This window comes from Streptomyces kaniharaensis (assembly GCF_009569385.1).
Taxonomy (GTDB): Bacteria; Actinomycetota; Actinomycetes; order Streptomycetales; family Streptomycetaceae; genus Kitasatospora; species Kitasatospora kaniharaensis.
On the sequence record NZ_WBOF01000001.1, the window covers coordinates 5,904,391 to 5,929,869 of the forward strand.

Below are 25,479 nucleotides of genomic sequence, written 5' to 3' on the forward strand. Positions count from 1 at the left end.
CGGTTTCACCCGACGCCCTCGCCGGCGACTTTCACCAGTGCCTGCGTGCCGATCACCGCCAGCAGCGCCAGCCGTTCGGCGTCCTCGGTGCCGGGTTCGGCCGTGTAGACCATGATCCGCAGATCGCTGCCCGCGACGCTGAGCACGTCGCAGTCCAGCGTCAGCGATCCCACCTGCGGGTGGTCGATGGTCTTGCGCGAGGCCTCCTGGTGGCCCACCGCGCCGGAGTCCCACAGCTTGGCGAACCGCTCGCTGTTGCCGCGCAGATCAGCGATCAGACGCCGCAGCCGCAGATCCGACGGGTAGCGGCTCGCCGTCGCCCGCAGGTCGGAGACGACCGCGGTCTCCAACGCCCGCCGGGATTCCGGCGTGTGGCGGACCCGGCTGCCCGAGCCGAGGAAGTTCCGCCACGCCCCGTTGCGCTCCTTGCCGTGCCGTTCACCCATCAGCGCGGTGTAGAGCGGATTGGCCAGCAGCAGCGTCCACGCCGCGTCGGAGACCGCGACGGGTGTGCCGGTCAGCCGGTCCAGCATCCGTTGCACGCTGGCCGTGATGTAGCCGGGCACCGTGCCGATTCCCGGCGCTACCAGCCCGGCGACCCGGAAGAGATGCTCACGCTCCTCCGCGTTCAGTCGCAGCGCCCGCCCCAGCGCCTCGACGACCTGCTCCGACGGGTTGGTCGCCCGGCCCTGTTCGAGGCGGGTGACATAGTCGACCGAGATCCCGGCCAGCAGCGCCAGCTCCTCCCGGCGCAGTCCGGCCGCGCGCCGATGGCCGCCCACCGGCAGGCCGGCCGCCTCCGGCGGGACCCGGTCACGCCAGCGCCGCACCGTCTGCCCGAACTCCGTGGTCGCCATGCCACCACTGTGCACCACCCCACCCGCGGGTGCCTGGTACTGGCAGTCCCAGGAAGACCGGACCCTGGCTGACGGCATCGCCGCGCAGCATCGTGGAGGCATGACCACAACACTGATCACCGGAGCGAACAAGGGGCTCGGCTTCGAGACCGCCCGTCAACTCATCGCCGCAGGCCACACCGTGTACATCGGCAGCCGGGACCCCGAGCGCGGGCGTCGCGCCGCCGAGCAGTTGGGCGCGCGGCTGGTCGTCATCGACATCACCGACGACGCCTCGGTCGCCGCAGCGGCGAAGACCGTCGAAGCCGACGGCGGCCTTGACGTGCTGGTCAACAATGCCGGCGTGGAGGAGCGGGCCGAGGACAACGGCATCATCGGTGCCGCGGACGTCACCGCCGACCTGATGCGGAGTACGTTCGAAACCAACGTCTTCGGCACGGTACGCGTCACCCACGCGTTCCTCCCGCTGCTGCAGCGCTCCGCCGCCCCCGTCATCGTCAACCTCAGCAGCGGCCTGGCCTCGCTCACCCGCGTCACCACCGCCGACACCCCCACCTACGTGTACCCCGGCGTCGCCTACCCGGCCTCCAAGGCCGCCGTCAACATGGTCACCGTGCAGTACGCCAAGGCGTTCCCGAACATGCGCATCAACGCCGTCGAGCCCGGCTTCACCAAGACGGACCTCAACGGCAACACCGGCATCCAGACCGTCGAACAGGGTGCCGAGATCATCGTCCGCATGGCCAGCCTCACCCCGGACGGTCCCACCGGCACCTACACCGACGCCGAGGGCCCGCTGCCCTGGTAACCGACCCGCTCACGACGGCCGCCCCGGCCGACGATCATGTCTTCGCCCTGCAGGAGCATGTGCTCAGCCTTGCGCAGGATGCGCACCTCCTGGCCCTCGCGCTGTAGGAGAAGGCGAGCCCGGTCAGGCTGCCGGGGCGGTCAGGACGGCCTTGGCCACCAGTCGGAGATTCCTGATCATCGGATTCGGGTCGCCCTTGCGGCTGACCAGGACGACCTGGCTGGAAGGAGCGCCCTCGATCGGGACGGTGACGAGGTCGGGGCGCAGTGAGCTACGCCGATCGCCGACCGGTAGCACGGCGATCGCCCTGCCACTCGCGACGAGTTCGAGCTTGTCCTCATAGCTCTCGATCGGCGGCACGTCGGCCCCGAGGATCCGGTAGGAAGTCCAGTCCGCGGTCTCGAACGAGCATGGCGCGGCCTCCTCGTCGGCCAGTTCTTCCGAGGTCACCGACGGGCGGTCGGCCAAGGGATGGCCGCGTGGGACCACGAGCATCCGGGGCTCCTCGTACAAAGGGGTGGTGACGACGTCGCCAGCGGCGAGCGGCAGCGGGGCCCGCGCGATCAGGGCGTCTACGCGCTTGTCGGACAGCGCCCCGACGTCGCGGCAACTCAGGTACCGGGTGGTGATCTCAGCATCCGGGTAACGGCGGCGCAGTTCCCGTACGGCAGCAGTGATCACCAGGTCTTCAACGTAGCCGATGGTGATTCGTTCAAGCTCGGCTTGTTCGCGCACGGCCATTTCGGCCTGGCGGGCGGCCTGCAGCAGGGCTTGGGCCCGGGGGAGGAATCTCCGGCCTGCCGGAGTGAGCCGGGTGCCCTGGGGTACGCGGTCCAGCAGTCGTGTGCCGAGATACTTTTCGAGCCGTTGGATCTGGCGGCTCAGCGCAGGCTGGGCCACGTGCAAGTCGGCGGCGGCCCGGCCGAAGTGCTGGTGCGCCGCGACCACGGTGAAGTAGCGCACCAACCGCAGTTCCAGGTCCTGTCCGAGATCGTTCACCCTTGCAGCGTACGCGTCATGCCGTTTCGGAATGAGCAGGTTGCCGGATTGGTCTTGGACGGCGATGCCGCGGTGGGCCTTGACTGAAGGAGCAACGTTTCCCCAGGAAGGCGACAGACGCGATGAAGGCGATCCAGTTCCATGAAGCGGGCGGGCCGGAAGTTTTGCAGTATGACGAGGTGCCGGTTCCCGAGATCGGCCCGGGCGAAGTGCTCGTCCGGGTGCACGCGGCGGGCATCAACCCGCCGGACTGGTACCTGCGTGAGGGGATGAAGGTCATGCCGGCCGAGATGAGGCCGGCCCTGGAGTTCCCTCTGGTCCCCGGAACGGACATGTCGGGCGTGGTCCAGGCGGTCGCTCCGGACGTGTTGGGGTTCGCCGTCGGTGACGAGGTCTTCGGCATGCTGCGGTTCCCCGGATTCGACGGCCGGACCTACGCCGAGTACGTGGCCGCGCCGGCTTCGGACCTGGCTCACAAGCCGGCCGGTATCGACCACGTGCAGGCGGCCGGGGCGCCGATGGCCGTGCTTACGGCCTGGCAGTACCTGGTTGATCTCGGCCACGACGTGCCGTCTGTTTTCACCGGTCGGGTGCACCAGCCGGTGCCGATCACGCCAGGGATGACCGTACTGGTCAACGGGGCTGCCGGTGGAGTGGGTCACTTCGCGGTGCAGCTGGCGAAATGGAAGGGGGCACACGTGATCGCGGTGGCCTCCGGGCGGCACGAGCAGTTCCTGCGCAAGCTCGGCGCCGATGAGTTCATCGACTACACCAGGACGCGGGCTGCGGACGTGGTCAGCGGTGTCGACCTGGTGATCGACGCCGTCGGTGGCCCGGACAGCTCACGCTTCCTGACTGTGCTCAAGCGCGGCGGCACCATGCTTCCGGTGTTCTTCGCCCAGTACGATCCGGAAGAGACGGCGAGTCTGGGCATCACAGTCTCGAACATTCAGGTGCGGTCCAACGGCCCCCAGCTCGCCGAGATCGGGCGGTTGTTCGACGAGGGCAAGCTGCAGGTCGGGGTGGACAGCACCTACCCGCTGCCCGAGGCGGGCAGCGCGCACACGCGAGCCGCGCAGGGCCACATCCAAGGCAAGATCGTGCTGACGGTGGTCTCGTGATCGCCGAACTCCAGCAGGCGGTGGCGCACTACGCCCACGCCCTGGACGAGCTGAAGGTGCCCGCGCTGGAAGGGGTTCTGACCGAAGACACCACCTGGATCGTGGACGGTGTGCTTGGCCTGCGGGTCCTCGCCGGATAGGAACGCGGTCGGTGTCTGGGTGAGCGTGGCCGGGGCGGTCATCACCGGAAAGAGCATGGTGTTGAGGGTCTTGACGACGTGGGTTTCGGGGAGCGCTTCCTGGAGTTGCTCGGCGAGGCTCGAGCCGGGGTAGATCAGATCGGCGGGCAGTCCGTCCGGTCCGTCGGTGGTGGCGTTGGAGACGTCAACGAGGATCTTGCCGCGCAGTTCCTCCCGTAGGACGGCGAGCCGGTCCAGCGAGCCGTTGCCCGGGGTGGCGTTGATGACGATCCGGGCGCGTCGGGCGGCGTCGGCGGCGGCGCCCGGCGTGCGGTCCGCGACGGTCACCTCGTGCCCTGCGCGGGTGAGGGCTGTGGCCAGGTTGCCGCCGACGCGGCCGTTTCCGAGAACGGCGATCGTGGTCATGGTGATGGTGTTCCTTCCATGGGTGCGGGTTGTGGTGCGGTCAGCGGGAGAGGGTGGCGACGGCTTCGGCGTGGATACCGGGCGCGGCGGCCAGGAAGCTTCCGCTCTGGGGGGTCCAGGGGCGGCCCTGGGCGTCGGAGATCCGTCCGCCGGCTTCGGTGACGAGCAGTGCTCCGGGGAGCAGGTCCGCGCGGGCGCCGGCGAACTGCCAGAAGGCGTCGATCCGGCCGGCGGCCACGTTCACCAGGTGCAGGGTCGCGGGCACGGCGGTGCGGACGACGAGCGCGTCGAAGAGCATCGCGGTGATCGAGGAGCCGACGCGTCGCACGACCTTCTCGTCCTCGTCCGGCCGGGCCTGGCTGGTGGCCACGATGCTCAGGCCGAGGTCCGCAGTGGGGGAGACGTTGAGCGGCCGGCCGTCGACGTGGGCGCCCGCGCCGGTGAGCGCGGTGTAGGTCTCGCCGGTCAACGGCAGGTGGACCACGGTGAGCACCGGCTGGTTGTCGCGCACGAGGGTGGCGGTCACCGCCCACTCCGGCAGAGCGTGCAGATGGTTGACGTTGCCTTCGGCCGGATCCACCACCCACCACTCGCCGGGCGGCAGCGCCCCGCCGTCCAGCTCGTCCTCCACCCACCCGGCGTCCGGGCGCAGGCCCGTGAGGCGGGGGCGCAGGATGCCGAGGGCCGTGTCGTCGTTGACGGCGAGCGCGCTCATCAGCTCTTCGCGGCTCTGGTAGCGGACCGCCTCGCCGTACCGCTCGCGCAGCGCCGAACCCGCCTCGCGCACGGCATTCGCGGTCTGGGCGAGCAGGTCGGCGTCCAAGGCGGCGACGTCAGTGGTCTGAAGCGTTTCGGACATGGTGGTACTCCCGTCTGAGGAGGGGGATGAGGCCGGTCGAGGGCCGAACTGCGCGTTACTCCTTGCGCTTTCGCCTCAACGGTAGATAGCCCCGTAATTAACTTCAAGTGCATGTCAAGCACGGCTAGGATTACTCGCATGCAATTGGATTTGAACCTGCTCGCCGCGCTGGACGCGCTGCTGGAGGGCCTTCTGCACGGGCAACGCGTTCCGTTCAGCGCACGGCAGGCTGAGATCAACATCGCCGGGCGACTGGGGGTCTGGCTGCAATGACAGCCTGTTCGACGGGCCGAGGGGTTCAATCAGAAATTCGGTCTCGTCCACGTCGACTTCGGGACGCAGCGCCGCACGCCGAGGGCCTCGCACGCATGGGACCGGGACCTGATCGCCGCCCATCGGAAGCGGTCCGTGAGGTAGGCGGGCTGGCTGTTTCTCTCAACTCCCGTGCCAGGCAGCCGACGTGCCGAAGGCTGTGACTCACAGTTAAGGGCTCGCTGTAGCGACAGTCCGTAATACACGCGCGGCCGGTAACAGACGAGTCGCGGACGGCACCGTGCCGGCCCCCCGGAGGGGCAAGACCTGGGTTTGCGCCGGGGGGCTGACCCGGATCCGGCTGGTGTGGTCGTTGCGAGGGCCGCCACCCTCGCGGTCAAGTACGCACCGGCCCTCGTCGGGGACGGGGGCCGGTGGACTTGGGGCGGCTATGTGCACTTCTCGTCGATCTTGTACTGGAGAGCCTTCGGGTAGTCGTGCCGGCTGAGCCGGACGCGGGCCAGGATCGGCGCGTGGTTGAGGTCGTTGCCGGGATCGGCGATGTCCAGCAGGAGTGAGCGGAGCTCGGTGTGGGTGGTGAGCTCGTACCCGTGCATCCGGTCCTTGTCCGTGCCGAAGACCTCGGCCAGCTTCTCGTAGCGCCATGGATGCAGCACGTTGTAGAAGTCGGCCCCGTTGGACGGCTTCTCCTTGTAGTAGCAGGGGCTGACCAGCATCTGCTCGATGCCGTAGAAGCCCTCGTTGTCCAGGACGAAGACCACCGGCCGCAGGTGGTGACGTACCTGGGTGGACAGCTCCTGGCAGATCTCCTGGAACGAGCCGTCCCCGACGAACACGAGCGGGCGCTTCATCGGTTGCTGTCGGCCCAGCGCCACGCCGGTGGCCGCGCCGACGGAGTAGCCGATGGACAGCCAGCTGTTCTGTGCCAGGAAGCCGGCCCGCTCGGTGATCCGCAGGTTCATCGAGCCGAGCAGCGCGAATGCCGCGTCCGAGACCACCGTGAACGGCGAGGGGGCCTCTGGGTCCCCGCCGGTGGCCTGGTGCTCCAGGAAGAAGTTGATGTGCTGGAAGAAGCTGTCGTACGTCAGCTCGGGCGGGTACTGGTCGGTGCTCAGCGAGTCCAGGAAGTCGGCCGTGCTGGCCGGGACGTCCAGGCCCGCCGCGTGCGCCAGCGCGAAGTGGTCGGTCGGGAAGGTCTGTCCCGCCAGCGCGTTGCGCAACGCCGCGATGAACCGCCCCAGTTGGACCTCGGGGAAGTAGTTGGCGCCGACGCTGACGCCGTCGCGAGCCGCCACGATCCAGTCGTCGCCGATCGACTGATCGCCGCCGAGGTTCTTGGACGTGGACCAGGTCCCCAGGCCGATCCGGCACCCGGCGTTCTTGAAGGTCTTCCGGATCTCCGGCAGGCTCGCCTTGCCGTTGTAGACGCCGGCGAACAGCGGATGCCGTTCGGAGACCACGGACTTCGCGCCGACCGTGGTGCAGAACTGCATCCGGGTGGTCTGGACGAACTCCAGCAGCTCGTTCTCCAGCCGCTGGCGGACCAGTTCCTCGCCGGCCCAGACGATCGGTGTGCCGAACTTCCCGATCAGCTCCACCGCCGCCGTGACCGCCTTGGCCAGCATCTCCTCGTTCCGCTTGGTGAACGGCCGCTCGTGAGCGTGGAGTTCACCCTTCGGAGCCTCGCACGGCGCGTGCCAGAGGTCCTCCATGACCTCCAGGTAGACCGGCTTGCGCTCGGTCAGGCAGGCGGTGATCGCGCTGTCGATCTGCGAGGGCGCGAGGCCCGGGTTGGAGAGCACCTGTGCGTCCACCGTGACCTGCCGGTAGACGTCCAGGTTGCTCTCCCGGCGCGGGCTCATGTGCGAGGTGAGCAGGCCGACCGCCTGCTGGTTGAGCCACTGCTCGTAGGACGGCGCCGCGTTGATCGCGATCAGCGGCACGTCCTCGACGTACGCGCCGCCGATGGTGTTGAGCAGGCTGAACGCGCCCACCCCGTAGGTCACCGCAACGGCTCCGACGCCCTGTTCGCGTTTGTCCGGGTCGGCGTCGGCGGCGCGCACCCTGGCGTAGGCGTCCGCGGCGTAGCCGCCGCCCATCTCGGTCGGGGTGCCGATCCAGCGCACGCCGGTGGTGGCCTGCATGATCGTCAGGAACGGGCCGAGGAAGTCCCCCGGCACCCCGAACAGGTACCGGATGCCCAACTGCTCAAGTCTGGTGGCCAGGTAGCGGGCCACCGTCCATTCGTCGTTGCCGCTCATCCGCGCAGTGCCTCCTGTCGGCTTTCCCGTCGGAGCTGGACCTCGGGCCGGATCTCCGGTTCCGCCTGGGCCGGCGGCGGTGGCGCCTCGTGCACGGCGATGGCCGCCCGGACGCCGGTTTCCACCGCGCCCTCGATCCAGGCGTGCTTCAGCGAGACGTGCTCGCCGGCGAAGTGCACCGGGCCCTCCGGCTTGACCACGTCGAGGTGGAAGCTGGTCATCTGGTGCGGGGTGTACACCGCCGCCTCGCCGAAGGCGTACGGGTCGCGCAGCCAGCTCTGGGTCTTCCCGAAGCCGGTGTAGAACACCTCGATCCGCCGGCCGTGCACTGACTGGAGATTGCGCAGCGCGTAGACGTAACGCTCGTCGTCCTCCATGGAGTCCCAGCGCACCGCGTCGTCCGACCAGCTGTAGCTGGCCAGTACCACCCCGCCGCCGTTGGCACCGGGCACCGGGTGGGAGGGGTAGTACATGAAGCGGTTCGGGTTGTCGGTGGTCGAACCTCCGCCGAAGCAGTGGGTGGCAGGGCGCACGCTCGCCCGGAGCAGCGGGGTGTGCTGGTACACCTCCCGCTGGGCCTGGCTGATCCGGCGCTCGTCCACGCTCGCGTGTGCGCCGAGCAGCACCTCCGGCAGGTTGCGCGGGGGCCGGTGGCCGTTGTGGGCGGCGGCCACGGCCGCCTCGGCGTCGTCCTCGCCCGCCCGCTGGTAGTACTCGTACAGGCCGGGTGCGATGGAGTCGAGCTCGACCTTCCAGTCGGCCTCGGTGAACTCCCACCATCGGCGGGAGAACTCCAGCAGCACCTTGGTGGCCTGGTCGTAGTGGGTCTCGATGATCGCCCGGCGCTTCTTGTAGGAGAACGGTGGCGTCACCTGGACGAACCGCAGGGCGGAGAACGGGACCGTGACGATCGCGAAGTCGCCCTTCCAGACGGTGGGTTCGGCGTTCGGGTCGTCCTCGGGGACGGTCTGGACGGCGACCTGCGCCCCGATCGGGCCGACGTCGCGGGCTCCCCCGCCGTCCCGACGCGGGTCCCAGTACTCCATCCGGATCATTCGCTCGCCCATCCGCAGCTCCTTCCGGAGCTCCTGGGCGAGCGCGTCGGGCAGCTTCCAGCTGCCGCCCGCGATCTCCCAGTAGGTGGCGTTCGGGTTGATGTCGCTGCGGCCCAGGAAGGTGTGGAAGAAGGCCAGGTGCAGCCGCGAGGTCATGTTCTCGATCGTGCCGATCGCCTCGACGGCCTCGTCGCTGAAGCCCGCGTACTCGCGCAGGAAGCGACCCATCGAGTAGCCGTCGAAGTCGCGGATCACCCGGGTCCAGCCGTCCAGCCACTCGGCGAACGGCTTGTTCACGCGCTTGCCGTCCCTGATCACCGAGTAGTAGTCGCGGATCGGCTCCAGGGCCTGGTTGACCATGTCGGCGACGGTGATCCGTGCCTCGTCGCCGGTGAGGTGGAAGCCCTCGTTGACGCAGCTCGGGTCGGCGGCGTACTCCTTGCGGCGGGCCTGGATCCGGTTGGTGCGGATCCAGGAGTTGAAGCGCTTGACTGGTTCGCGGAAGTCCGGGCTGTCGGTGCCGTGCTTCCAGACCTTGCCGGGTTCGAAGGACTCGTAGACCACCGGTGGGACGGGCGCGTTCTGGTTGCCGGTGTCCGGATCGACGTCGACGTTGAAGAACAGCTGCCGGCGCAGGCCGAGGCTGTCGACCAGCGCGAGGGTGAGCGGGTGGAAGCTGGGCAGCCGCATGGCCCCGGCCTCCGCGTACTGCTCCGGGTCGTGAAACGGTCCGTCGGCCGCGTCGTCGCTGGAACGGAAGGTCTTGATCCGCCCGCCCACACGGCTGGCGTTGGCCTCCAGGATGGTGACGTTGTGTCCGGCGTCCTTGAGCAGCTTCCCGGCGACGAGGCCCGCGATGCCCGCGCCGATGATCAGCACGTCCTTGGGCTCGTCCGTCTCCGGGATGCCGTCCTTGATCAGGACGTCGAGGTAGCGCAGCTTCAGGTCCTTGTCGTCCGGACCGACCAGCAGCAGCTCGCGCGCCAGCTGCCGACAGGTCTGCCAGCGGGCGCGGTCACCGGCTGTGCCTTCGATGACGGGGTTCTCCATGGTGTCTCCGTAAGTTGTTAGGCGGCCCGGGAGGGCCGGATGTGGCTGATGGTGGCTTGCCTCTGGTGGCTCCCAAGGAGTGGCCGTCCGGCTCTCCGGGGCGCCCTGACCGCTGATTGAGATCTGCGTCCTGGTCGCTGTTTACGGAGCTGACGGCGGGGTGTTCCTCGGGTCAAGGAGAGTGCTGGTTTCGGCGTGGGGAGCGTGGGATGACAGAGCGGCGGGCTCGGATCTGGGTGGGGATCGACGCGGGCAAGGGCCACCACTGGGCGGCGGCGGTCGACGAGTCGGGGTTCCAGGTCTGGTCGAAGAAGATCGACAACGACGAGGCCGCGATCCTGGAAGCGGTCGCCGAAGCGCTGGCCATGGCGGGTGCGGTGGACTGGGCGATCGACCTGTCCGGCACCGCGTCCGCGCTGCTGCTGGCCCTGCTCGCGTCGCACGGGCAGAAGCCGGTCTACGTTCCCGGCCGCACCGTCAACCGGATGTCCGGCGCCTACCGAGGCGAGGCGAAGACCGACGCCCGCGACGCGTTCGTGATCGCGGAGACCTCGCGCCTGCGCAGGGACTTCGCGGCCGTGGACGTCCCCGCCCAGCTGGTGGCCGATCTGGCGCTGCTGGTCGCGCACCGCACTGACCTGGTCGCCGACCGGGTCCGCATGGTCAACCGGCTCCGTGACGTGCTGACCGGGATCTTCCCGGCCCTGGAGCGGGCCTTCGACTGGTCCGGCAGCAAGGGCGCGCTGACCCTGCTGACCTACCGGCAGACCCCGGCCGGGATACGCCGGGTGGGCCGCGCCCGTCTGGAGTCTTGGCTGCGCAAGCGTGGTGTCCGCTCGGCCGACAAGGTCGCCGCCACCGCGCTGGAGGCGGCCGGGGCCCAGCACACTGTGCTGCCCGGTGAGAGCATCGCGGCCTCGATCGTCGCAGACCTGGCCTCCCAACTCCTCGCGCTGGACGAGCGGATCGGTGGCCTCGACAAGCAGATCAAGGAGACCTTCCATGCCCACCCGCAGGCGCACATCATCGAGTCGATGCCGGGCATCGGCCCGATCCTGGGCGCCGAGTTCGTCGTCGCTGCGGGCGACCTGTCGGCCTACGCGGATGCCGGCCGGCTGGCCTCCGCGGCCGGCCTGGTTCCGGTGCCCCGCGACTCGGGCCGACGCACCGGCAACCTGCACCGGCCCAAGCGTTACAGCCGTCGCCTGCGCAGGGTGTTTTACATGTCCGCGCAGACCAGCATGATCAAGGACGGCCCGAACCGGGACTTCTACCTCAAGAAGCGTGCCGAGGGCTGCGGCCACGTCCAGGCTCTCATCGCCCTTGCCCGGCGCCGGGTGAACGTCCTGTGGGCGCTGTTGCGCGACGGACGGGAGTTCACCCCCGCACAGCCGGTCGCGCAGGCGGCTTGACTCGGTCATTGAAACTCCTCGGGGGCGCTCGGCAGTCACGAGCCCACCGGCTTGTTGGGGAGGTCCTTGCCCTCGGCGAGGAGGCGCAGCGTCGTGATCGAGGGGGTGAAGGCGCAGAGCGGTGGGACAGGTGGGGTCCTCGTCACGCTCGGGCTCCTCGCGGTGGGGTGACAGGCAGGAATGATCACAAAATGTGACGAGCCTGATGCCCAACGTAGCTGCGTCGTCGAGAGTCCTGTCAACCGGAGGTCGGCCTCCCGGCGGGCTCACGCAGTGTCACCAAACGAGCTTCCCGGAGTCCATTTACCGTCCATTTATCAGATTTCAACAGGCAGTTGGTGAGATCGACCGTCCGCTTCAGGACACCGACATGAAGGAGTACCTGTCATGACCACTCAACTCAGGCATGGTGCCGGCCCGCGGATGTTACCGGCGCTGATGGCGGCACTAAGCGGCATCATCGGTGCCACCGCGCTCGGTGCGACTCCCGCGGCAGCGGCCGATCAGCGTCACGCGATCTACGCCATCGCGCACCGAGTCGACACCCTGGACGGCGTGGACGCCGCGCTCGACCACGGCGCCAACGGCATCGAGATAGACGTCTGTGCCTGGTGGAATCCGAACGAATGGCGCGCCTATCACGACTGTTCCTCGGCCGGTGACGCCCGGCTGGGCCCCAGCTTCGACAGCATGATCGATCGCATCGTCTCCAACGCCAACGCAGGGCGCCGGCTGTCGCTGGTCTGGCTGGACATCAAGGACCCGAACTACTGCGGAGAACAGCAGAACCGCGGGTGCAGCGTCGCCGGACTGCGCGACAAGGCGCAGAGGCTGACGGCTGCCGGGATCCAGGTGCTCTACGGCTTCTACGAGTACCACGGTGGCAGCACCCCGGACGTCGGCGGCAGGGGCTGGAAGAGCCTGGAAGGCAAGCTCGGCCGCCTGGAGGGCATGACGACGACCGGGACGCGCGATCAGGCTCGAAGCGCCTTCAACCGGTCCGGTTCCGCGATCCCGCCCGGCCACCGGGCGATGGACTACGGCGACAGCAACATCGCCAACGGGTTCGGCAACTGCACCGAAGCCACCTACAACACGTGCGCGGAACTGAAGAAGGGCGCCGGGGACCGTGCCGCCGGACAGCTCGCGGCAACGCTGTCCTGGACGACCACCTACAACGATCCGTGGTACGTCGACAAACTGCTGGGCGATGCGCGCGTGGACGGCATCATCGCGGGCTACGGCAGCTTCACCGGAGTGCGCGAGTACGACAACAGCTGGCAGTGCGCCAACGCCGTCAACCTCGTCCGTGACTGGGTGAACCGCCACAGCGCCACCCATCGCATGGCCACGAGCGGTGACCGCCTGTTCAAGTAGGGGACCGCCTGGGGCGGTGGGCACCGCACGCCCCGGCTGCGCACCCTTCGACGGCGCGAGTGTCGGTGACACCCTGGAATCAGGGCTGCTCCGGCACAGTGACCCGGTCGCGCGCCTGTCCGCTGCGGACGGCTGCTGCTGCCAGGATGGTCCGCGCGACGTCGGACAGGTGAAAGGGGCGGCCGTCGATGGTGTCGGACGAGGCCGTGATCGGTTGCCCCGGCGTGCTGGTGATCGGCACCCGGGGAGCCGCCGGCCCCGGCGAGGTCCTGGTGAAGATCAGGGGCGGTTCGGAGACTTTCCTCGCCTGGTCGGAGGAGCCCCTGCCAAAGGGAACACCCGTCCTGGTGATCGAATCGCGCGGTACTCGCCAGGTCGACGTCATCGAATGGACCGACCCCACCGGCAACCCCGGGTCCGACCGTGCCCACGGACTTCGCTGAGGAGGCGACCAGGATGTTCGGCTATCGCGTTCCCGCCCCCGACCAGGCGATGCTGATCTCCGGTGGAAGACGAGGCCTTGCGGGCGCGCCGTTCCGCGTGGTGACCGGGCACGGGACGTTCGTCCTGCAGATCTTCCGCAAGGTCCGCTTCCTGACCCTGGCGATGTGCGAGGCGGAGGTCGCCGAAACCTGCGTCACCAAGCAGGGCATCGCGCTGACCGCGCGGGCGGTGATCGCCTTCAAGGTCGGCAACGACACCGAGAGCATCGTCAACGCCGCCCAGCGCTTTCTCTCCGACCAGGACCAGATGTCCGTGCTGACCGGCCGGATCTTCGCCGGGCACCTGCGCGCCATCATCGGCTCGATGACGGTCGAGGAGATCGTCACCGAGCGGCAGAAGCTCGCAACCGAGGTGCTCGACACCTCGAAGGCCGAGATGGCGAAGATCGGCCTGATCGTCGACTCGCTCCAGATCCAGTCGATCGACGACGGTGACACCGGCTACATCGCCGCGATGTCGGCCCCGCACCGGGCCGCCATCCAGCGCCAGGCCCAGATCGCCCAGGCACAGGCCACCCAGGCGGCGGTGGAGGCGGAGCAGGAGTCCGCCCGGAAGCAGGCCGAGTACGCCCGGGAGACGGCGGTCGTGAAGGCGCAGTACACCGCCGAGGTGGATCGGGCCCAGGCCCAGGCCGCCCAGGCCGGCCCGCTGGCACAGGCGCATGCGCAGCAGGAGGTGCTGGCGGCGCAGACCGACCTGGCCCAGCGCGCGGCCGAGCTGCGCCAGCAGCAGCTGGTCGCCGAGGTCGTGAGGCCGGCCGAGGCGGAGGCCGAGCGGATCAGGGTCCTGGCGCTGGCCGAGGCGGAGCGGATGAAGATCCAGGCCGAGGCGGCGGCCTCGCACGACCGGGTGGCGCTGGACCGGATGCTGATCGATCAGCTGCCGCAGATCGTCAAGGAGGCGGCCGGTGGGCTCGCGGGCGCCAATGTCAACGTGCTCAACGGCGCCGACGGCTTGGGTGAGATCGCCGCCGGCTTGGTCAGCCAGGGCCTGACGATCCTCGACTCGGTCCGCCGGGGTCTGGGCGCACCGCAGGGCCGCGCCGAACAGGACGGTGAGCCGGCCGGTCTCGAGTGACGGAAGCGCCGTCGCGGACGATCGGACCTACGTCGCCGCGCCACCTGCCGTGTCCTCCCCGTCGCGTCCGTCTGCGGCGAGGCGGAGCACCGTGCGCTCCAGACGGGTCTGCCGGACCTGGGGCGTGGGGGCCTGGAGGAGGGGGAGGATGGTGAGGTAGCGGCCGGTGCGGTCGAGGGCCTGGAAGGCGCGGGCGGCGGCGGGGTCGGCCGCGAGCTCGGCGGCGAGGTCGTCGGGGACGGTGGCGGTGCGCTGGGACTCGTAGGCGCGCGCCCACCGGCCGTCGGCCTGCGCGCGGCGGACCTCGGCGAGGCCCGGTTCGCGCATGCGGCCCTCTGCGGTGAGGACCGCCACCTTCTCGACGTTGACCTGCGACCAGAGGCTGCCCCGCCGCCGGGGGACGTACTTCTGCAGGTAGTACCGCTCGTCGAGTCCGCGCCGCTGACCGGAGACCCAGCCGTAGCACAGGCCCACGTCGACCGCCTGGTCGCTCGTCAGCGACGGGATCCCGGTGCCCTTCTTGGCAAGCTTCAGCCACACGCCCTCGTGTCTGGTGTGATGGGTGCTCAGCCAGGTCGCGAACGCCTGCTCGTCGGCGAAGGTCAGGACCTCGACCCCGCCGATCTTCTCGGTGTTCTCCATCCGGCCAGGCTAGTGGGGAGTGGTGCCGGGCGAGCCGTGAGCTGGAGTGCTGGGTGGCCGGATCGGGGAAGGAGCCCGCACACCGAGGACCTCAGGGCAGCAGGATCAACTTGCCCGTCATACGGCCGCTCCGGCTGAGCCGGTGGGCCTCCTCGGCAGCGGTGAGCGGCAGGGTTCGCGCGATGGCGACCTGGAGACTGCGGTCGGCCACCGCTGCCACCAGCGGTTCCAGCCGTCGGCCTGTGGGCCTGCCCAGGATGCCCCTGGATCGCGACGGCGCCACGAGCATCTGCGCGACGGCGGCGGGGTCGTCGCCCGCCACCATGATGTGTCGTCCGCGTGACGACAGGAGGGCCCGGCAACCGGCGCCGGAGTAGCTGCCGACGCAGTCGATGACGAGGTGGAAGGGAGCGTGGGCCCGAGCCTGGACCAGCGCGTCGCCCCGGCCGTAGTCGAGGACCGCGTCGGCGCCCAACCCCACGACCAGGTCCGCGTTCTTCGCCGAACAGACGCCGGCCACGAACGCGCCCTCCAACTTGGCGATCTGGAGCGCGAGTTGGCCCACCGCACCGGAGGCACCCAGTACCAGCACGCGGCGGTCGCCGGGTCGCTCCCGGCGGATGCGGCCCAGGTCCACCACCGCCATCCGGGCGGTCACGCCGCTCACCGGCAGGGCGGCGGCCACGGCGATGTCGACCGAGTCCGGGACCGGCCAGAGCTGGTCCTCGCGGACCACGACGGTGTCGGCGTAGGAGCCGCGCTGGCCCCGGGAGAAGTCGGTCCCGCCCACCACCCGGTCGCCCGGTGAGAAGCCCACGACCCCCGGGCCGACGGCGTCGACCACCCCAGCGAAGTCCACCCCCACGACCACTGGCGGTTTCGGCCCCAGCAGACGGGCGGCCAGCCGCAGCGGACCGTAGCTGCGCATCTTCCAGTCGACCGGGTTGACCCCGATGGCCTGGACACCGACCCGGACCTCACCCTTGCGCGGCTCGGGCGTGGGCAGCTCCACGAGCTCCAACCGCTCCCCGGCCTTCCAGGTGCGCTGTGCCATGGCTTTCATGACTCCGTAGCGTACGGTGGCGAGCTCCGGCCCCCGACGGCGCCCGCACCCAGCTGTCGGACGACTTCGAGGCCTGGGCCGACTCCCTGCCCGCCGGCCACGATGTCGAGGACGCCGTGCTCGCAGCCGAAGAGGGATCCCTCGTCCCGCGCGCCTTCCGCTCGCTGCCCGAACGATGGCAGGCCGTGCTGTGGCACGCGCTGGTCGAGCACGAGCCCGCCGCCGCGACCGCCCGGCGCCTCGGCATCACCGCGTGCGGCATCGGGTCCCTCGTCGTCCGCGCCCGCGAAGGCCTGCGCGAGGCCTACCTGCGCGCCCACCTCGACCAGACCACCAGCGAGGAGTGCCGCCACTTCGGCGTCCTGCTCGCGGCCTCGATACGCGGGCCGGACAAGCGCGCCGCCCGCGACCTCGCCCGCCACCTCCAGGCCTGCGCCGACTGCGCCCATGCCGAACGCGACCTGCGGGACCTCAACGGCCGCCTCGGCATGATCCTGCCCGCGGGCATCCTGCTCTGGAGCCCCCACCCGCTCCGGCCGTCCGCCGCCGGGCACGGCATCCACCTGACCGCCGCCAAGCCGGGCGCCACCCGTTCTGGCACCACCAGACTCGCCTGGACGGCGACGGCCGCCGCCGGGACCCGCCGCCGGGATCGTGGGCCCTGGTCAACGGCATGACCGGACTGTGTGCCCAGGCCGACCCGGGCGGCGCCCTCACCCAACGAGCCTGCGACCGGAGCGTGGGCCAGACCTGGATCCTCCTCCCCGCCGGCGGCAACATGCGGATCAGGAACGCCGGCACCGGCCGGTGCCTCGGCACGGGCGGCAGCACTACGGACGGCGCCCCGGTCGTGCAGGAGGACTGCGCCAACGGGAGCAAGGACCAGGTGTGGACGCTCTGCGACGGCGGCCTGCTGGTGAACACCGCCAGCAACCTGGTGCTGGGCCTGAAGCACTGGCCCAAGGCGGACCACTCCGGATCCGGCGATCAGCTGACGAAGAGTCAGAACTACTACGACAGCTAGGTGTTCCGCTGGCAGCAGCGCCCATTGGGAGCGGACAGCCGATGCTCGGGCTCGGAGACCGGCCGGCCCCGATCCTGTCGTACGACCGGGAGCGGACGGGGCAATTTGTTTCGGGCGTGGAAGCAGGAGTACTGTCTCCCAGTCGCTCGGCAGGGAGCACCGGACACGCATCGGCGCGGACGGTCCCGGGGCGGCCAATCCTTCGAAACACCACTTCCCGGTTCGGGCTGGGTCGCGTCTTGTTGCGGCTCGGTGCGTGTTCGGCGTGCGTGTTTATGGGGATTGTGGCTGGATTCGCTTTTCGGAGCGGGGATCGGCTAGAGTTTGAAACGTCGGACGGGGCGTCAAGTCCTGGAAGGCACCGGCGAGTTGGATGACGAAGCTCCGGAAAAACGGAGCGGAAAACGTCTGATAAGCTGGAAACACGGAAGAACGAAGCGCCCGGAGGGTCCGCTGGAAGGCGGCCTGAAGGAAGTGTCCGTTCCTTGAGAACTCAACAGCGTGCCAAAAGTCAACGCCAGATATGTTGACATCCCCGGCCTCGGTCGTTTGATCGGGGTTGGAGATTCCTTTTGAAATAAACACTAGCGAGGACGCAGTGCGCGGGGCCGCCCTATTCCGGTGGTTGCCGTGCCGCTCAACGCGGGTGTCGACCCGGCGCTTTTAATTGAGCGCTGTGGGTAAACATTCACGGAGAGTTTGATCCTGGCTCAGGACGAACGCTGGCGGCGTGCTTAACACATGCAAGTCGAACGGTGAAGCCCTTCGGGGTGGATCAGTGGCGAACGGGTGAGTAACACGTGGGCAATCTGCCCTGCACTCTGGGACAAGCCCTGGAAACGGGGTCTAATACCGGATATGACCTTCCTCCGCATGGGGGTTGGTGGAAAGCTCCGGCGGTGCAGGATGAGCCCGCGGCCTATCAGCTTGTTGGTGGGGTAATGGCCTACCAAGGCGACGACGGGTAGCCGGCCTGAGAGGGCGACCGGCCACACTGGGACTGAGACACGGCCCAGACTCCTACGGGAGGCAGCAGTGGGGAATATTGCACAATGGGCGAAAGCCTGATGCAGCGACGCCGCGTGAGGGATGACGGCCTTCGGGTTGTAAACCTCTTTCAGCAGGGAAGAAGCGCAAGTGACGGTACCTGCAGAAGAAGCACCGGCTAACTACGTGCCAGCAGCCGCGGTAATACGTAGGGTGCGAGCGTTGTCCGGAATTATTGGGCGTAAAGAGCTCGTAGGCGGCCTGTCGCGTCGGATGTGAAAGCCCGGGGCTTAACCCCGGGTCTGCATTCGATACGGGCAGGCTAGAGTGTGGTAGGGGAGATCGGAATTCCTGGTGTAGCGGTGAAATGCGCAGATATCAGGAGGAACACCGGTGGCGAAGGCGGATCTCTGGGCCATTACTGACGCTGAGGAGCGAAAGCGTGGGGAGCGAACAGGATTAGATACCCTGGTAGTCCACGCCGTAAACGTTGGGAACTAGGTGTTGGCGACATTCCACGTCGTCGGTGCCGCAGCTAACGCATTAAGTTCCCCGCCTGGGGAGTACGGCCGCAAGGCTAAAACTCAAAGGAATTGACGGGGGCCCGCACAAGCAGCGGAGCATGTGGCTTAATTCGACGCAACGCGAAGAACCTTACCAAGGCTTGACATATGCCGGAAAACTGTGGAGACACGGTCCCCCTTGTGGTCGGTATACAGGTGGTGCATGGTTGTCGTCAGCTCGTGTCGTGAGATGTTGGGTTAAGTCCCGCAACGAGCGCAACCCTTGTTCTGTGTTGCCAGCATGCCTTTCGGGGTGATGGGGACTCACAGGAGACTGCCGGGGTCAACTCGGAGGAAGGTGGGGACGACGTCAAATCATCATGCCCCTTATGTCTTGGGCTGCACACGTGCTACAATGGTCGGTACAAAGGGCTGCGATGCCGTGAGGCGGAGCGAATCCCAAAAAGCCGGCCTCAGTTCGGATTGGGGTCTGCAACTCGACCCCATGAAGTTGGAGTTGCTAGTAATCGCAGATCAGCATGCTGCGGTGAATACGTTCCCGGGCCTTGTACACACCGCCCGTCACGTCACGAAAGTCGGTAACACCCGAAGCCGGTGGCCTAACCCGTAAGGGGAGGAGCCGTCGAAGGTGGGACCAGCGATTGGGACGAAGTCGTAACAAGGTAGCCGTACCGGAAGGTGCGGCTGGATCACCTCCTTTCTAAGGAGCATTTATGCCGGTTGCAGGCGAGTGTCCTGCACGGTTGCTCATGGGTGGAACGTTGACTATTCGGCACAGTGAGAGATTGGACGTTAGTACTGCCTTCGGGCGTGGAACGCGGTCTGGGATCGGCTGTGTCGGGCACGTTGTTGGGTCCTGAGGGAACGGAAACGTTGTCTCAGTGGTTGCCGGCCTCACTTGAGGCAGCCCGGTTGGGTTGTTGAGGGTGGGTGACTGGTCGTTGTTTGAGAACTGCACAGTGGACGCGAGCATCTGTGGCCAAGTTTTTAAGGGCGCACGGTGGATGCCTTGGCACTAGGAACCGATGAAGGACGTGGGAGGCCGCGATAGGCCCCGGGGAGCTGTCAACCGAGCTTTGATCCGGGGGTGTCCGAATGGGGAAACCCGGCAGTCGTCATGGGCTGTCACCCGCTGCTGAACACATAGGCAGTGTGGAGGGAACGCGGGGAAGTGAAACATCTCAGTACCCGCAGGAAGAGAAAACAACCGTGATTCCGGGAGTAGTGGCGAGCGAAACTGGATGAGGCTAAACCGTTTTGGTGTGAGACCCGGCAGGGGTTGCCAATGCGGGGTTGTGGGAATGAGCTTCAGTCGTCTGCCGGCGGCTGGGCGAGTCAGAAACCGTATGGGTAGTCGAAGGACATGCGAAAGGTCCGGCGTAGAGGGTAAGACCCCCGTAGACGAAATCTGTACGGCTTGCTTGCTCATCTCCCAAGTAGCACGGGGCCCGAGAAATCCCGTGTGAATCTGGCGGGACCACCCGCTAAGCCTAAATATTCCCTAGTGACCGATAGCGGATAGTACCGTGAGGGAATGGTGAAAAGTACCGCGGGAGCGGAGTGAAATAGTACCTGAAACCGTGTGCCTACAAGCCGTGGGAGCGTCGTTCGCCAGCTTGCTGGTGGGCCGTGACTGCGTGCCTTTTGAAGAATGAGCCTGCGAGTTTGCGGTGTGTAGCGAGGTTAACCCGTGTGGGGTAGCCGTAGCGAAAGCGAGTCCGAATAGGGCGTTTGAGTTGCATGCCCAAGACCCGAAGCGGAGTGATCTAGCCATGGGCAGGTTGAAGCGCGGGTAAGACCGTGTGGAGGACCGAACCCACCAGGGTTGAAAACCTGGGGGATGACCTGTGGTTAGGGGTGAAAGGCCAATCAAACTCCGTGATAGCTGGTTCTCCCCGAAATGCATTTAGGTGCAGCGTCACGTGTTTCTTGCCGGAGGTAGAGCACTGGATAGGCGATGGGCCTTACCGGGTTACTGACCTTAGCCAAACTCCGAATGCCGGTAAGTGAGAGCGTGGCAGTGAGACTGTGGGGGATAAGCTCCATGGTCGAGAGGGAAACAGCCCAGAACACCGACTAAGGTCCCTAAGCGTGTGCTAAGTGGGAAAGGATGTGGAGTCGCAGAGACAACCAGGAGGTTGGCTTAGAAGCAGCCACCCTTGAAAGAGTGCGTAATAGCTCACTGGTCAAGTGATTCCGCGCCGACAATGTAGCGGGGCTCAAGCACATCACCGAAGTCGTGTCATTGCAGCAATACTCCTAACGGGGGCTGTGATGGGTAGGGGAGCGTCGTGTGCCGGGTGAAGCGGCGGTGGAAACCAGTCGTGGACGGTATACGAGTGAGAATGCAGGCATGAGTAGCGATACAAGAGTGGGAAACTCTTGCGCCGATTGACCAAGGGTTCCTGGGTCAAGCTGATCTGCCCAGGGTAAGTCGGGACCTAAGGCGAGGCCGACAGGCGTAGTCGATGGACAACGGGTTGATATTCCCGTACCCGCTTTGAAGCGCCAACGCTGAACCAGGTGATGCTAAGGCCGTGAAGCCGTCCTGGATCCTTCGGGTGAAGGGGAGTGGTGGAGCCGCTGATCCAAGTCTGTAGTAGGTGAGCGATGGGGTGACGCAGGAAGGTAGTCCAGCCCGGGCGGTGGTTGTCCCGGGGTAAGGGTGTAGGGCGTTGCGTAGGCAAATCCGCGCAACACGTAGCCTGAGACCTGATGCCGAGCCGATTGTGGTGAAGTGGATGATCCTATGCTGTCGAGAAAAGCCTCTAGCGAGTTTCATGGCGGCCCGTACCCCAAACCGACTCAGGTGGTCAGGTAGAGAATACCGAGGCGTTCGGGTGAACTATGGTTAAGGAACTCGGCAAAATGCCCCCGTAACTTCGGGAGAAGGGGGGCCATTCCTGGTGATAGCACTTGCTGCTTGAGCTGGGGGTGGCCGCAGAGACCAGCGAGAAGCGACTGTTTACTAAAAACACAGGTCCGTGCGAAGCCGTAAGGCGATGTATACGGACTGACGCCTGCCCGGTGCTGGAACGTTAAGGGGACCGGTTAGCTCCATTTCGGTGGGGCGAAGCTGAGAACTTAAGCGCCAGTAAACGGCGGTGGTAACTATAACCATCCTAAGGTAGCGAAATTCCTTGTCGGGTAAGTTCCGACCTGCACGAATGGCGTAACGACTTCTCGACTGTCTCAACCATAGGCCCGGTGAAATTGCATTACGAGTAAAGATGCTCGTTTCGCGCAGCAGGACGGAAAGACCCCGGGACCTTTACTATAGCTTGATATTGGTGTTCGGTTCGGCTTGTGTAGGATAGGTGGGAGACTGTGAAGCGGCAACGCCAGTTGTTGTGGAGTCGTCGTTGAAATACCACTCTGGTCGTGCTGGATGTCTAACCTGGGTCCGTGATCCGGATCAGGGACAGTGTCTGGTGGGTAGTTTAACTGGGGCGGTTGCCTCCTAAAGGGTAACGGAGGCGCCCAAAGGTTCCCTCAGCCTGGTTGGCAATCAGGTGTTGAGTGTAAGTGCACAAGGGAGCTTGACTGTGAGACTGACGGGTCGAGCAGGTACGAAAGTAGGGACTAGTGATCCGGCGGTGGCTTGTGGAAGCGCCGTCGCTCAACGGATAAAAGGTACCCCGGGGATAACAGGCTGATCTTCCCCAAGAGTCCATATCGACGGGATGGTTTGGCACCTCGATGTCGGCTCGTCGCATCCTGGGGCTGGAGTAGGTCCCAAGGGTTGGGCTGTTCGCCCATTAAAGCGGTACGCGAGCTGGGTTTAGAACGTCGTGAGACAGTTCGGTCCCTATCCGCTGTGCGCGTAGGAGTGTTGAGAAGGGCTGTCCCTAGTACGAGAGGACCGGGACGGACGAACCTCTGGTGTGCCAGTTGTTCTGCCAAGGGCATGGCTGGTTGGCTACGTTCGGGAGGGATAACCGCTGAAAGCATCTAAGCGGGAAGCCTGCTTCGAGATGAGCACTCCCACCTCCTTGAGAGGGTAAGGCTCCCAGTAGACGACTGGGTTGATAGGCCGGATATGGAAGCCCTGTGAGGGGTGGAGTTGACCGGTACTAATAGGCCGAGGGCTTGTCCTCAGTTGCTCGCGTCCACTGTGTTGTTCTGAAACAACGACTGCCCTGTCGGCGGGTCGGACAGTTTCATAGTGTTTCGGTGGTCATAGCGTGAGGGAAACGCCCGGTTACATTCCGAACCCGGAAGCTAAGCCTTACAGCGCCGATGGTACTGCAGGGGGGACCCTGTGGGAGAGTAGGACGCCGCCGAACAATTATTCTGAAGAACCCCTATCCGATTTCGGATGGGGGTTCTTCGCATTTCCGGGCACGGGAGTTCGGGCTTCGGCACACGCAGCGTCATGATGATGATCGTCATGCCGGAACAGGAACAGGACGCCACGCTCGGCCGGATCCGCGCGTTCCTCGCGAGTAGGCCGGAGACCGCCCGCGGCGAGTTCACCCTGCCGATGCTGACCGGAGTGCTGCGCGTCCGGAGGCTGTGAAGCCTCACGTCGATGGACGGCCCGCGGGCCGTGCGGGAGCCGGCGGGCAGGAGGTGGGAGACCTCCGCCCGCCGAGCTCGCCGTCAGGCGGTGACGAGTTCCGCCGACCTGACCGCCCGGGTGGCCGGCGACACCGCGAGGCGGACCACGCTTCCGGGCGCGAGGTCCGGTGACCCGGCCGGCAGGGCCCACGCGATGGTGTGCTCCGCGTCGCCCGTGTCCACCGCCAGGAACCTCGGCGCCTTGTCGCGCTTGCGCGGCTCCATGCGCAGCACCTCACCGGTGACGGTGTGCGGAGCGCGTAGCTCCAAGGCGGCGAGGGTGAGGTAGTAGGCGGTGATCGCGCTGAAACAGACGATCGCGACCGTCTCGCCCGGCAGGGGGCCCGAGCGGTCCATGGCGTGGAGCAGCCAGCCGTGGCCGCTGGCGTAGTTGCCGGGCATCGTCGCGAGGAACGCCACGAAGAGCGTCCAGCGGCTGAAGCGGCCGGCCGCCGCAATGGCGAGCAGCCCGATGGCCACCCAGCCGAGGGTCAGCAGCAACCCCGGGCGGCGCAGTGAGTGGCTTGCGTCGGGGCCGGAGGTGACCGCCCATTCGGGCTGGCGCAGTGCGGCGAACAGGGCGAGGCCCACGGCCACCACGGCTGCGGCGCCTGCCAGTTGCAGCAGCTGTGCGGTGGTGGCGCCGAAGCCGAGGCGCAGGCGGGGGTAACGGATCCGGACCGGGCGCCAGGCGCCGCCGTAGGAGGACCAGACCTGGTGCTTGTCGCCCGCGTCGAAGCCGAGCAGCCGTGTCGTGCGGGTGGTGACACCGAGTGCGGCGCCGTACGCGAGGTAGCGGTCCCACATGGTGACGGCCGCGGGCGGCAGCTGGGCGAAGTCCTCGTGCGCCCGGAGCCACGCCTGGACCCCGGCCCAGTGCGCCTCACGTTCGAGTCCGAGCCGCGTCGCCCGCTCGCCGATCGCCCTGGCCAGCAGGTACATCAGCGGGATCGCCGGAAGGACCCCGACCGTGATCGCGCCGCGGATGTTGTGCCCGCCCGTGAGACCGCCCAGCGCGAAGAGCACCCCGGGGCCGAAGGCGGCGACGAACAGTGCAGTGGCCAGCAGGGGCGCGAGCCGGGACCGGGAAAGCCCGCGCAGCCGGGCCTCGGCGATGATCTCCCGGCGAAGCGCGCTGTTCCACGAACTCGCGCGCTCCTGCGCGCGGAAGGCGATCGCGCCGATCGGGGCACCGGATTCGCCGGCCTGTTCGGTGATCCTGGTGAGGACCCGTCGTTCGTACGGGGTCAGGGCCTCGGCGTCCTTGCCGGTGACGTGCACCGTGCTGTTCGCCGGGTCGTCGGCGGGCTGGCGCACCTCGACCAGTCCGCTCGCCGCGAGGTCCAGCAGGGTCGCCGCGGCAGCGTGGTCCACGGAGCGCCACCGGTTGGCCAGCAGGGCCACGACAGCCGGTGGCTCCGGCTCGGGGCCGAACTCCTGCGTGGCAGGGGCGGCCTGCACGGTGCCGTTCCGGGTGGCCACGAGGGAGAGTCCGAAGGCGGCGAACCAGAGCACGATCAGCCCGGCGCCGCCCCAGTAGAACTGGGCTTCGAGGCTCATGCGAAGCTCACCCGGGTCGCGTCCTGAGCGGCGGCCCCGGCCTCGAAGTACTCCCGCCGGCCGTGCGCGCCGCCGAGCCGGGAGACGACGTTCCCCGGGAAGCTCTCCAGGGCGGTGTGGTAGGTCTGGACGGCGCTGTTGTAGAACTGCCGCGCGTAGGCGATCTTGTCCTCGGCGGTGGCCAACTCCGCCTGCAGCGTGGCGAAATGCCGGTCGGCCTTCAGCTGAGGATAACTCTCGCCCAGGGCGATCAGCTTGCCGAGGGACGCGGTCAGCACCTCCTCCGCGGCCGCCTTGTCAGTGACCCCGAGGCCGGCGCCGGTAGCCGCCCCGCGGGCGGTGACGACGGCTTCGAGCGTGGCCCGCTCGTGGGCGGCGTACCCGCGCGCACCCTCGACCAGGTTCGGTATCAGCTCATGCCGGCGCTTCAGCTGGACGTCGATCTGCGCCCAGGACGCCTGAGTCTGGTTGCGCAGCCGGACCAGCCGGTTGTACGTCCTGACGACCCACCACGCCAGCACTGCCACCAGTGCGGCAAGGATTCCAGCTACGACGACACCCACGATGTCCCCCCGTAAAATGACCTCGTGATCCGGCCGTTCCGGCAGGTCGTGGTGATCCTAGAGGTACTCACCGGTCGACTGCCGCTATTAAAATGAGCGGCCGCGACCGGGCAGGTCGGCGGCCGCTTTCCTCGGCCACCACTTGAGCCGGCGCCGCAGGACCCGCGGCCCGGTCCTGGAGCGGACCTTGACCGCGGGCCCCGCTGGAGGTGACGTCCAGCGCAGCGCGAGCCTGGAAGGGAGACGCCGCGATCGCAGCGTCCCTACGGGAAGCGGATGTTACGGATGGCGGCCCGGTGTCCGGTCCGGGCGCCGGCCCCGGACTCGGCGCCGGCGGCGACGGTCACCGGGGGTCGCC

At 67.4% G+C, this 25,479-nt stretch carries 20 protein-coding genes, 3 rRNA genes and 1 pseudogene; 14 read left to right on the forward strand and 10 right to left on the reverse strand.

Features of this window, described 5'->3' with window-relative positions:
• Positions 1–5: 5 nt before the first annotated feature.
• Positions 6–857, reverse strand: coding sequence for a helix-turn-helix transcriptional regulator (locus F7Q99_RS26450; protein ID WP_153465374.1), 852 nt, complete (start codon positions 855–857; stop codon positions 6–8).
• Between the two features lie 100 nt (positions 858–957).
• Between F7Q99_RS26450 and F7Q99_RS26455 the strand changes: the two genes are divergently transcribed.
• Positions 958–1,665 carry an SDR family oxidoreductase gene (locus tag F7Q99_RS26455; protein ID WP_153465376.1) on the forward strand — a complete coding sequence of 236 codons (708 nt, stop codon included), beginning with the start codon at positions 958–960 and terminating at the stop codon, positions 1,663–1,665.
• A gap of 123 nt (positions 1,666–1,788) precedes the next feature.
• Here the strand turns inward: F7Q99_RS26455 and F7Q99_RS26460 are convergent, their stop codons facing one another.
• Entirely contained in the window at positions 1,789–2,664 is an 876-nt protein-coding gene (locus F7Q99_RS26460) for a LysR family transcriptional regulator (RefSeq protein ID WP_326847130.1), read from the reverse strand.
• 122 nt (positions 2,665–2,786) lie between these two features.
• Between F7Q99_RS26460 and F7Q99_RS26465 the strand changes: the two genes are divergently transcribed.
• Positions 2,787–3,785: an NADP-dependent oxidoreductase gene (locus F7Q99_RS26465; RefSeq protein WP_153465379.1), complete on the forward strand. Its 999-nt coding sequence runs from the start codon at positions 2,787–2,789 to the stop codon at positions 3,783–3,785.
• Here the strand turns inward: F7Q99_RS26465 and F7Q99_RS26470 are convergent.
• Positions 3,698–4,330: an NADPH-dependent F420 reductase gene (locus tag F7Q99_RS26470; RefSeq protein WP_230210324.1), complete on the reverse strand. Its 633-nt coding sequence runs from the start codon at positions 4,328–4,330 to the stop codon at positions 3,698–3,700. The two genes, F7Q99_RS26465 and F7Q99_RS26470, sit on opposite strands and share 88 nt — an antisense overlap.
• 40 nt (positions 4,331–4,370) lie before the next feature.
• The gene (locus tag F7Q99_RS26475; RefSeq protein ID WP_153465381.1) at positions 4,371–5,189 is read right to left on the reverse strand and encodes a 3'(2'),5'-bisphosphate nucleotidase CysQ; all 819 of its coding nucleotides are present in this window, start codon (positions 5,187–5,189) and stop codon (positions 4,371–4,373) included.
• A gap of 138 nt (positions 5,190–5,327) precedes the next feature.
• Here F7Q99_RS26475 and F7Q99_RS42715 point away from each other — a divergent pair, with 138 nt between their 5' ends.
• Both F7Q99_RS42715 and F7Q99_RS26480 read left to right on the forward strand, forming a co-directional pair.
• Entirely contained in the window at positions 5,328–5,462 is a 135-nt protein-coding gene (locus tag F7Q99_RS42715) for a hypothetical protein (protein ID WP_268267559.1), read from the forward strand.
• A gap of 24 nt (positions 5,463–5,486) precedes the next feature.
• Positions 5,487–5,606: pseudogene (locus tag F7Q99_RS26480) on the forward strand (family 1 glycosylhydrolase); the annotation flags it as partial.
• Positions 5,607–5,890: 284 nt separating this feature from the next.
• On the opposite strand, the gene F7Q99_RS26485 reads toward F7Q99_RS26480, so the two are convergent.
• Both F7Q99_RS26485 and F7Q99_RS26490 read right to left on the reverse strand, forming a co-directional pair.
• Positions 5,891–7,723 (reverse strand): alpha-keto acid decarboxylase family protein, encoded by a 1,833-nt coding sequence (locus F7Q99_RS26485; RefSeq protein ID WP_153465383.1) that lies wholly within the window; start codon positions 7,721–7,723, stop codon positions 5,891–5,893.
• The gene (locus tag F7Q99_RS26490; RefSeq protein WP_153465384.1) at positions 7,720–9,828 is read right to left on the reverse strand and encodes a flavin monoamine oxidase family protein; all 2,109 of its coding nucleotides are present in this window, start codon (positions 9,826–9,828) and stop codon (positions 7,720–7,722) included. Before F7Q99_RS26490 ends, F7Q99_RS26485 begins: the two co-directional genes overlap by 4 nt.
• Positions 9,829–10,037: 209 nt before the next feature.
• On the opposite strand from F7Q99_RS26490, the gene F7Q99_RS26495 reads away from it, so the two are divergent.
• The 4 genes from F7Q99_RS26495 to F7Q99_RS26510 all read left to right on the forward strand — a co-directional run bounded on the left by F7Q99_RS26495 (position 10,038) and on the right by F7Q99_RS26510 (position 14,198).
• Entirely contained in the window at positions 10,038–11,240 is a 1,203-nt protein-coding gene (locus F7Q99_RS26495) for an IS110 family RNA-guided transposase (protein ID WP_153459813.1), read from the forward strand.
• A gap of 387 nt (positions 11,241–11,627) precedes the next feature.
• Positions 11,628–12,617 carry a PI-PLC domain-containing protein gene (locus F7Q99_RS26500; protein WP_153465386.1) on the forward strand — a complete coding sequence of 330 codons (990 nt, stop codon included), beginning with the start codon at positions 11,628–11,630 and terminating at the stop codon, positions 12,615–12,617.
• A 188-nt stretch (positions 12,618–12,805) separates the two neighbouring features.
• Positions 12,806–13,060: a hypothetical protein gene (locus tag F7Q99_RS26505; RefSeq protein ID WP_153465388.1), complete on the forward strand. Its 255-nt coding sequence runs from the start codon at positions 12,806–12,808 to the stop codon at positions 13,058–13,060.
• Between the two features lie 13 nt (positions 13,061–13,073).
• Positions 13,074–14,198: an SPFH domain-containing protein gene (locus tag F7Q99_RS26510; protein ID WP_153465390.1), complete on the forward strand. Its 1,125-nt coding sequence runs from the start codon at positions 13,074–13,076 to the stop codon at positions 14,196–14,198.
• Positions 14,199–14,225: 27 nt separating this feature from the next.
• On the opposite strand, the gene F7Q99_RS26515 is transcribed toward F7Q99_RS26510, so the two are convergent.
• Positions 14,226–14,840, reverse strand: coding sequence for a YdeI/OmpD-associated family protein (locus tag F7Q99_RS26515; RefSeq protein ID WP_153465392.1), 615 nt, complete (start codon positions 14,838–14,840; stop codon positions 14,226–14,228).
• A gap of 91 nt (positions 14,841–14,931) precedes the next feature.
• A complete protein-coding gene (locus F7Q99_RS26520) occupies positions 14,932–15,903 on the reverse strand; it encodes an NAD(P)-dependent alcohol dehydrogenase (RefSeq protein WP_153465394.1) in 972 nt (323 codons plus the stop codon).
• A gap of 116 nt (positions 15,904–16,019) precedes the next feature.
• On the opposite strand from F7Q99_RS26520, the gene F7Q99_RS26525 reads away from it, so the two are divergent.
• From F7Q99_RS26525 to F7Q99_RS42720, 6 genes are all read left to right on the forward strand, one after another.
• Positions 16,020–16,580 carry an RNA polymerase sigma factor gene (locus tag F7Q99_RS26525; RefSeq protein WP_153465395.1) on the forward strand — a complete coding sequence of 187 codons (561 nt, stop codon included), beginning with the start codon at positions 16,020–16,022 and terminating at the stop codon, positions 16,578–16,580.
• The gene (locus F7Q99_RS26530; RefSeq protein ID WP_153465397.1) at positions 16,577–16,927 is read left to right on the forward strand and encodes an RICIN domain-containing protein; all 351 of its coding nucleotides are present in this window, start codon (positions 16,577–16,579) and stop codon (positions 16,925–16,927) included. The genes F7Q99_RS26525 and F7Q99_RS26530 overlap by 4 nt, the downstream gene beginning before the upstream one ends.
• A 687-nt stretch (positions 16,928–17,614) precedes the next feature.
• Positions 17,615–19,138, forward strand: a 16S ribosomal RNA gene (locus F7Q99_RS26535).
• Positions 19,139–19,415: 277 nt separating this feature from the next.
• Positions 19,416–22,535: ribosomal RNA gene (locus F7Q99_RS26540) — 23S ribosomal RNA — on the forward strand.
• 72 nt (positions 22,536–22,607) lie between these two features.
• Positions 22,608–22,724, forward strand: a 5S ribosomal RNA gene (rrf, locus tag F7Q99_RS26545).
• Together the 16S, 23S and 5S rRNA genes form the textbook arrangement of a ribosomal RNA operon.
• A gap of 104 nt (positions 22,725–22,828) precedes the next feature.
• A complete protein-coding gene (locus tag F7Q99_RS42720) occupies positions 22,829–22,957 on the forward strand; it encodes a hypothetical protein (protein ID WP_268267560.1) in 129 nt (42 codons plus the stop codon).
• A gap of 83 nt (positions 22,958–23,040) precedes the next feature.
• Here F7Q99_RS42720 and F7Q99_RS26555 read toward each other — a convergent pair whose 3' ends face one another.
• Positions 23,041–24,558 (reverse strand): DUF2207 family protein, encoded by a 1,518-nt coding sequence (locus F7Q99_RS26555; RefSeq protein ID WP_153465401.1) that lies wholly within the window; start codon positions 24,556–24,558, stop codon positions 23,041–23,043.
• Positions 24,555–25,121: a LemA family protein gene (locus tag F7Q99_RS26560; protein ID WP_326847131.1), complete on the reverse strand. Its 567-nt coding sequence runs from the start codon at positions 25,119–25,121 to the stop codon at positions 24,555–24,557. The genes F7Q99_RS26555 and F7Q99_RS26560 overlap by 4 nt, the downstream gene beginning before the upstream one ends.
• Between the last annotated feature and the right edge of the window lie 358 nt (positions 25,122–25,479).